Annotated in this window: 5 protein-coding genes; all 5 read right to left on the reverse strand. The window is 61.3% G+C overall.

All coding sequences use genetic code 11. The features are described from left to right. Nucleotides 1–670: 670 nt before the first annotated feature. The 5 genes from DH08_RS15985 to DH08_RS16005 all read right to left on the reverse strand — a co-directional run bounded on the left by DH08_RS15985 (nucleotide 671) and on the right by DH08_RS16005 (nucleotide 8584). Entirely contained in the window at nucleotides 671–1444 is a 774-nt protein-coding gene (locus tag DH08_RS15985) for an efflux RND transporter periplasmic adaptor subunit (RefSeq protein WP_157999217.1), read from the reverse strand. Nucleotides 1445–1522: 78 nt separating this feature from the next. Then, nucleotides 1523–3511 carry a preprotein translocase subunit SecA gene (locus DH08_RS15990; protein ID WP_192180219.1) on the reverse strand — a complete coding sequence of 663 codons (1989 nt, stop codon included), beginning with the start codon at nucleotides 3509–3511 and terminating at the stop codon, nucleotides 1523–1525. 46 nt (nucleotides 3512–3557) lie between these two features. Beyond that, entirely contained in the window at nucleotides 3558–4406 is an 849-nt protein-coding gene (locus tag DH08_RS15995) for a SapC family protein (protein WP_192180220.1), read from the reverse strand. 192 nt (nucleotides 4407–4598) lie between these two features. After that, entirely contained in the window at nucleotides 4599–6746 is a 2148-nt protein-coding gene (locus DH08_RS16000; RefSeq protein WP_192180224.1) for a peptidase M50, read from the reverse strand. A 2-nt stretch (nucleotides 6747–6748) separates the two neighbouring features. Further along, nucleotides 6749–8584: a GAF domain-containing protein gene (locus DH08_RS16005; RefSeq protein ID WP_192180221.1), complete on the reverse strand. Its 1836-nt coding sequence runs from the start codon at nucleotides 8582–8584 to the stop codon at nucleotides 6749–6751. Nucleotides 8585–8611: the final 27 nt, after the last annotated feature.

Below are 8611 nucleotides of genomic sequence, written 5' to 3' on the forward strand. Positions count from 1 at the left end.
CAGCAATCACACTCGATGACTGCTTGCGGAAAATAGAAAAGCTGACTTCAACGGCCGACATGCGGCGCAAAGCTAGCGTTGCGCCTGGACAATAGGCGACGGCTCTGTCCGGCAATCGACCGTTTTCAGGACACGACCCTCCTGACACCCACCTCGCAATCTGAAGGCCGGCTTTTTTTTTTGGAACCTGCGGTCGGAGTTCTAACGTTCGCAAAACGTGCAATCGCACAGGTTCGTCGACGCGCTGCACACGACTCAACAAACGATCGGATTGGGTCAGTTGTCTGCCTCAACATCTTCGCTACTTGCGGAGGTGCGACCAATGAGTGCTAGCTTAAAAATAGGGGGTTCGAGTCCACGTCGTGGACCCCTTCAGAAAATCTCATAAAAATCAGCCACTTAAGCGGTCGTTTTGGTGGGCCCGAAGGACGTATTAAGATTGTTGATTTTGTTGATTTTTTCGTGCGCCAGTATCAGAAGTCTTCCCGTATTGTTCCGTATGGTCCCGCGACCTGGCATTGCCTTGGCGGCAGTGCGAAAAAATACCGTCATTCTCTAACCGATTGCATCAGTGCCACGCGGCGCGAAAGGCACCCGGCTCTAGGTGGCGCCCCAAGGCACGGAAGTACTGCATGAGCGTATGCGCAGCCGGCATTCGGCTTCAGTCAGTTCAGTTCGATTTGGCGTCGAATTCGACCTTGCATCGCTGGCCGGCGGGCAATCGGTTACCGGCATTGGGCAGCATGATGCGCACGCCGAACGTCCTGCTGGCCGCGTCCAACACCCGGTCGATCACCTGAACTGTGCCGACATGGACTTCATCGCGCGGCTCGCTGACGGTCACCCGGACAGGGAGGCCGACGCTGAACTTGCTGTATTCGCTGTCGGCGACGAAGGTTTCGACGCTCAACGGGTCGAGCTGTGCGATCGTGGCCAGTTGGCCGTCCTGATCGAGGTACTCGCCGGCATATAGCTTGCGTTCCATGACAATACCGTCGATCGGGCTGACGATAACCTTCTGGCCCAGCACCGTTTTTGCCCGGGCGAGTTCGAGTTCGAGAATGCGCTTGCGCGTTTCGGCGAGCGCCACTTCGCGCTTGGAGACCTCCATTTGCGCGATCGCTTCCTCAACGGCATCCTTGGAGGTGACGTTCAGGCCGGCCAGCCGCTTGGAGCGGTCCATGCGGTTTAAGGCCAGTTGGTGTCGTGCCTGCTGGGCCTCGATTTCCGACGTGTTGGCCGCCTGTTCGGACATCAGGTCGATCGTTGACAGCTCGGTGTTGGCATTCAGCCGGGCCAGGATTTGACCCTTTTTGACGATGTCGCCACGATCAATCAGCACCTCCTCAAGAAGGCCAGGCACTGTGCCGCCGACACCCACTACGATCGAAGGATTGACGACGCAATCCAGCGCCGCCGCATGAGCTGCGCCGGCCAGAAACACGACGGCGATGGAGAAGATAGGTCGCAGCATTTGACGTGCCTCCTGCCCGCCGCGGCCCGTCCAGCCGCCGGCCCAAGTCTATTCGGATTTGCCGGAGAATGCGAGCAGCACACCCAGCCGCCGGTCCTGGTCGAGCAGGTCCTTGCGCTCCGTTGCATGCGCGCGTTCAGCGCGAATCTGCGCCACCCGAAACAGCGCAAGCGCGGCTCGGCGCCGGAACCAGCTCTGACGCCGGCTGGCCCACTCGACAAGGCGTGGCGGCGCGAGATCGAGGATCGGATCCTGCAGCGAAAGAATGTCCCGCGTTGACCCCCGGTCCCCCTTGCGCGCCGTCCGCCCTTCCATCTGCCGGTCGATCCGACGGGCATCGTGGCGCTCGCTCAGCACCACATGAAGCCCGCCCATCGCCAGCGCCTCCGGATCGACCTTTATGTCCACGCCGCGCCCGGCCATGTTGGTCGCGACCGTCACCGTTCCGACTCGACCCGCGCCCGCGATGACATTTGCCTCGTCCTCGCTCTGCTCGGCATTCAGCACGGCATGCTCGACGCAGGCGCGCTCGAGACATGCGCTGAGTTCCTGCGACGCAGAGACCGAACGCGTGCCGATCAGCACCGGCCGTCCTAGGGCCCGCATCGTCTCGACCTCCTGCACGATGCGGTTCCATTTTTCGTCGCGCGTCGCGCACACGATAGGCGCGAGCTTCGCGCGCCGGGGCGGCACATGGGTCGGCACTGCGAGAACCGACAGCCCGTAGACCGCGCCCAGTTCGCCCTTGACCTCGTAGGCAGTACCGGACATCCCGGCAAGGCGCAGATAGCGGCGAAAAAAGCGCTGGTAGGTGATCCGCGCGGCGGTGCGTTTGCGCGGCGTCACCTTGCAGCCCTCCTTGAATTCGATCAACTGATGAAGGCCATCACTCCATGTGCGGTCGGCCATGATACGCCCGGTGAATTCGTCGACGATCTGAACGGTCTCGTCGGTGACCAGATAGTGTTCGCCGCGTCGGAAAAGCAGCAACGCGGAGAGCGCCTGTCTGGCCGATTCCTCGCGTCGCAGGCGATTGCGCCAGAACCCGTCGGCCGCCTCGGCGCGCGTCCAGAGCCTATCCTTGCCGGCTTCCGTCAATTCGATGCGGCGCTGGTCCGGCAACAGCACGTAGTCGACATCCTGTTGCAGGTCTTCGATCAGACGAAATGTCTTTTCCGCCCAGTTGCGTTCGTCGACGGAGTTGCTTTCCTGGGAAATGATCAGCGGCGTGCGTGCCTCGTCGACCAGCGCGCTGTCGGCCTCGTCGACGATTGCCAGGTGCAGACCGCGCATGACTGTCTGCGAATTCACACTGCCGGCCTGGCCGAAGCCGCTGAGCTTGCGGTGCAGCAGCCCGGTCCTTTGGCCAAGCGCCATGCGATCGCGCAGGTAATCGAACGCAACCTCTTTGTTGCTCGCATAGACAATGTCCGACGCATAGACTTGCGGCCGCCCTGCCCTGTCGCCGCTCTGGATCAGGCCCGTGGTCAGGCCGAGAAAGTCATAGACAGGCTTGAGCGTCGCAAGGTCGCGTGCCGCCAGATAGTCGTTCACAGTTATGATGTGAACCGGCGTACCCGCCAGCGCCGCGGCCGATGCGGCAAGACCGGCGGTGATCGTCTTTCCCTCGCCTGTGGCCATCTCCGCCACCCGCCCGTCGAGCATTGCGAGGCCGCCCAGAATTTGAACGTTGTGGTGGCGCAGGCCGAGCTTGCGCCATGATATCTCGCGCACGATCGCGAAGCACCGTTCGATGTTCGCCTGGGTCAGGCCGCCGCGGCGCATCACCGGGCGGAACGCCGCGACCCGCTCGACAAGCTCGACTTCGGCTATGCCCGCATAGTCACGTCCGAGTGCCTCGATGCGAGGCAGCGCGCGATACATCCGCCGGAGCCTTGCCCGCTCCCGTAACGGCGAGGCCACGCCAACCAGCCACTGGTCCAGCCAGTCGAGGAATCTCGGCGCCGGGTCTTCCCGTTCGGCACCGAGATCGAGGGCCGGGAGCAGGACCCCGGCCGTTTGCCCGGCCGCAGTCAAGCTTCCATCCTAATACGCTCGGGTAACATCTCGGTCGTCAACTTTGTCAAGCCTGCGGCAGCCTTACGTCCGCTTCGTCACCGCCCTTGCGCCCCGTCGCTTTGCCGGTTTCCCGTTTCGCTTTGGCAGAAGCCGCTTCTGGTGCCGGTTCCGATCTGTCCTCGACATCCGGGCCTGAGGCAGGCATCCGCTCCAGCATGTTGGCGAAGTGCCGCAAGGAATGGAGGTGAAGATAGGTGCACTCCAATTCGTCATTTCCGAACATCGCCTGCAGGTCGGCGGCATCGATCGCTTTCAGCTTCTGCCGGTCGACCGTCATGAAGCCGGCTAGCGAACGGCGCTCGCCGCTGTTCAAATTGAACTGCGCCTGCATCGGCTGCAGCAGACCGAGAGACTTCAGAAGATCGCAATATCGCTTGGTGCGTTGAAAGCGCGACTGATAATCCTGAAGGAAGCCGAGCACTTCTTTCAGGTAGCGCGTCTGCTGTCCGTCGCTGTCGAACAGCCGCTCGCCGCGGCCCTCCCGGTTGATGCCTTCAAAGCTCTCGTCGATGTTGAGGATGAATGTTCGGCCGCTCGCATCGGAGGAAAAAACGAACGGATAGCGCCGCACGAACGCCGGAACATATTTGCCGCTCCAGTTGCCGGCATCGTTGACATAAAGGTTCTCAGTCTGCTTCACGCCAAGAATGACTGCCGGCATGATCGACTGTTCGGTGCCCGCGAAAACGATCGGATACTCCGCCGCTGCCTGCGCGAATTCGACAGCCGTCACTGGTACCGAGTTCACGTTGCGGGCGAAGGCGTAGGAGTGACCTGTCTTGATCGACACATCCCTGTGACGGTCTGAAGTTACCGGCTTGGCGTCTTGATAGAAAAGAAGCTGAACAGTCATGATAACTCTCCTTGAGGTGTAAAACTCAGTTAATTTATCGTTTCCGCGATATGCTATGCGTTAATACTTGATCGACAAGTATTTATCACACCACCACGGCATCCGATTGTAAAGTGAAATGCGGCATTCAGCGCACTTCCCGAGCAGTTTAGTTAACTTCAATCACAGATTACTAACTCCGTTCATGGGGGACTAGACTTGGTAAACGCGCAGGAACACCTGCCTGATCCAGCGATACGTACGTTCGTAAAGCGGCACACTGCCGTGAAAAAAGCGGACGTAGATGCGCCCGCCGATGCGGTCGATCTTGCTTGGATTGGCCAGCACCAGTTCCAGATGCATCAAGTTGGCAAGCACCCGCTTTTGCGAAGGATCGGTCGGATCGAGCGAAAACTCCCCACCGCCCACAGTGCTCAATGCGGCGTTCGGCAAAGTTGCGGTCAGCGAAGGCACTTCGCGTATGATTTTGGCAGGATGCGAAACCGAAGGGTCTTCGACGAAGCGCACGTCGACGAACGCCGTATGGTTGCGAACCAGGTCGGCGTCGCTTTCTGGGATCACGGCGCGCAATGTCGGCTGATCGAACCGCGTCACATAGGCCAAGGTCTCGCCACGGCGCACGAACTTGCCGTCGAGATCCTTTGCCGAAGGAACGATCAGAGTTCCGCTTGCCTGCGCCCGTACCGTCAGCGCTTCGGCACGGTCGCGTGCGAGGACGAGGTCGGCGCGTGCCAGCCTGAGTTCTTCGGCCACCACTTTAGCGTCGACCTTGTTTGAGACATCGAGCTTTTCAAGGCGGCGCCCAAGCTCCCCGACCCTCAAATCCAGCAGGACGGTCCGCGCTTCCAGCAAGGGGTCTTCCAGCCGCAGGATCGGGGCGCCTTGCTCAATCCGGGCGCCGGGGGTCGCGACAATTTCGGTCACCACGCCATCGACACCGGCATTGACGACCCCGTCGCCCGGCAGCCAGACGACGCCCTGCGCGGCGGTCGCGTAAGGCAGCGGGATGACAAAGAATGGCATGGCTACCAGCGCGAGGCTGGCTGCAACGACGGCGAAGGCCCTCCCCCTCGTCCTTCGTAATGATGGGCTTGTGAACAGGAACCACAGTTGTCGTGCCAGCGGCAAACCAACCATCAGCACCAGCGCCCACCCAGCCATCATCATGCCGACGACAAAGAAACGCTGGCTGACCAACGTGACGATCGCCACCATAACGCCGATCCGGTAGAAGAACGCGGTGACGCCGTAGCTGAACAGCCAGAACTCTTCGCCTTGTGCGGTCGCCGGCGTTTCGGCGCTTTCGATGCCGAACAGATAACGCTGCACCAGATAGCCAAGATATTTGGTCGCGCGCTGACCAAGGTTCGGTATCTCGAGAATGTCGCTCAGAACGTAGTAACCGTCGAAGCGCAGCAGTGGATTGCCGTTGAACAGCAAGGTCGAAATGCCGCCGATGAGCATTACGTTGAATGCGAAGGCGCGCACCAGTCCGGGCTCGGCATTCAGCCAGACGATCAGCGCCAGACAGGCCAACAGCCCCTCGACGATAATGCCTGCCGCCCCCACCAAGGCGCGCTGCCACTTGTCCCGGAATGCAAGGCTCTCCGACGCGTCGACATAGGGCACCGGCATGAATACGAGCAGCATCACGCCGATCTCATGCACTTCACCGCCCCAGCGTTTGACGGCGTAGGCATGTCCTAGTTCATGCAGAGCCTTGATGAAGGGATAGGCGATCAGGATCAGCACGATATTCTCTGCCGAGAGAACCCGGTCGGTTACGTCGCCGGTCAGCGCCTGCCAGTTCATCGCAGCAAGGAAAATCGAATAGGCAACCAGCGCGAGGAAGGCGACGCCGCCGATCCAGGATAGGAACGGCCGCACAAGCGGATAGGTCGCGTTGAGGAATTCGTCCGGATCGAACAGCCCGACGCGAATCGCCAGCGGATTGGCGAATTTCGACAGAAGTTTACGGTTGTGCTGCTTGCTGGCGCGGTCGGCGATTTCCTCAATATCGGGCGGAATGTCGCCGAACAGCACATCTGAAGCATGAAGCTGCCCCAGAAGTCGGATCACCGCGTCTTGTGTAATGACCTTTTCGTCGAGGCGTTCGCAGGCGTTGTCCCACACTTCTTGCATGGTACGTCGGCCGGTCATCAGGCTGATGATAAAATAGGCCTCCGGCGTGAAGCGATGGAAGCGGCCTGAGGTCCGGTCCTGCATCACATGCCAGACCTGGCCGCGGAAGATCGTGCGGTGGATGCTCACCTGGCTTCGCAGCCGCGGCTTCAATTGCGCGACACGATACCAGGACGAACTGAAATAACTCCTGTCCATGGTCAGCCCGCCCAACGCCAGAGGGTAAGGCGCAGCCAGTCGATCATCTTCTGGGTGTAGACGAAGAACAGCAGCCGTTCGTCCACATGGGTCTTGCTGACGCCCTCCATGCCGGGACGTAGCCGCTCGGGGGACCCGGTGAGCGAAGCCTCGACCATGAACGAGTTGCGGCCGTTGCCCTGTCGCGAGACAGAGGTGATCTGTTCGATCTTGTACGACAGCGGCACCCTCGGCAACGCGCTGACCCGCAACTGGCCGGTCTGGCCGATCTTGATGTCTTCGATGTCGCTTTCGTCGACTTCCAGCACCACACGGTAAGCATCGAGTGGCGCGATGTGAAACAATTCCTGGCCACGCTCGACCGCCGCGCCGACCGATTGTGACAGATCGCCGGCGACAATAAATCCGTCAAACGGCGCCACCAGGCGGGTGCGCCGCAGCTGTTCGTCGATCAGCGACAGCTGCGCGTCCGCCTGCTTGATCTGGGCCTCGATGATCTGGCTTTCGGCGCGCTCGCCACGCGCCAGCGCGCGGTCAAATTCCGTTTCCTTCTGAGCCTTGGTGGTGACCAGCCGCAGCCGCTCGAAGGTCAGGTCCTGATCGTCGAGCTGCGCCAGCACCTGATCCTTGCGCACCGTTTCGCCGGCCTTGGCGAATTCCGACAGAACATATCCACTGAATGGGGCGACTATGGTTCGCTGCACCGAACCGCGAATGACCGCTGGCGCCGTTACCGCATAGGGCGAGGTGGCGACGCTCAGATAGGCGGCTATCGCCACGGCGGCCAGCGTCGCAATCTTGCGCCCGATGAAGCGTGGGCCAAGCAGCCTCTTGATCTGGATCCAGCCCGCCTCGATCGCCTTGGTGAAGATTGTTCGGTCGTTGCGGCGTTTTTCTTCGAGTACGGGTCCGACCACGGCCGCAACCGCATCGCAAAGGTAGATCGTCTCCTGGTCAAAGATCGCGTCGGCTGGCCGCAGGAAAGTGAGCGCGCCCGTCATCCGGCCGTTGCTCTGCAGCGGCACGGTCAGGGCTGCGCCGTTCTTGTGCTGGCGTGTCAAGGCTTCGTGCGCGATGCTGACCCGATATTCCTGGCCCTCGCGCGGTGGCGCGACGACCACGGCCCGCTGGTCGATCGCCTCGTCCATCGCCGCCGCGACGTCGCGCATGAAGCTGACCTTGCTGTCGAATGCTGCCGAGTGGGACACCGCCGCAACGCGCGTCCAGCGCCGGCGCATCACGCCAATGGCGACCGGGTCGCAATTCAGCCGCATGGCGAGTTCGGTGACGAGCGCAGTGCAGGCGCTCTTGTATCGCTTCTTCTCGATCACTGTCGCCAACATATCGAACGCAAAGCGGCTGCGCTGAGCTGCCTGTTCGCTCTGATCGCCCATGCCGCGGCGCACATGCACCTCGACCCAGCCGCAAGCCCACTGGATCTTGCGCATGATGTCGGTGAAGGCAGCGTCGTTTCGGTTCACCGCAACGGCACAGGCTCCGAACAGATGCCCGTCGATGAGGATGGGGGACGCGATGATCTGTGTGTCGTCCGCCGGGCCCGATACACTGACGCCCTGACGCTTTCCTGTCGCCATTTCGGCGGCAGCGAGAAGTCCGCCGGCCGGCGACTGCGAGTTCGGCCATGCGGCGGCTAGCACATAAGGTCCGGCATCGGCTTCCCCGAGCACCAGGGCTGCTGCGGAGGCATCGGGTATCTGGCGGCACAGGAGGCCCAGCCATGCGCCGATGAACTCATCGGACGTCCCGGCAGTGCGGAAGCGTGTCCACAGCGCCTGGTCCAGAACGCTGTAGCTGACGATGCCGGTATCATCCAGCATCCTACGAGTGTCACCGTCAAGGATGCT

Source organism: Mesorhizobium amorphae (assembly GCF_014843845.1).
Taxonomy (GTDB): domain Bacteria; phylum Pseudomonadota; class Alphaproteobacteria; order Rhizobiales; family Rhizobiaceae; genus Mesorhizobium; species Mesorhizobium amorphae_A.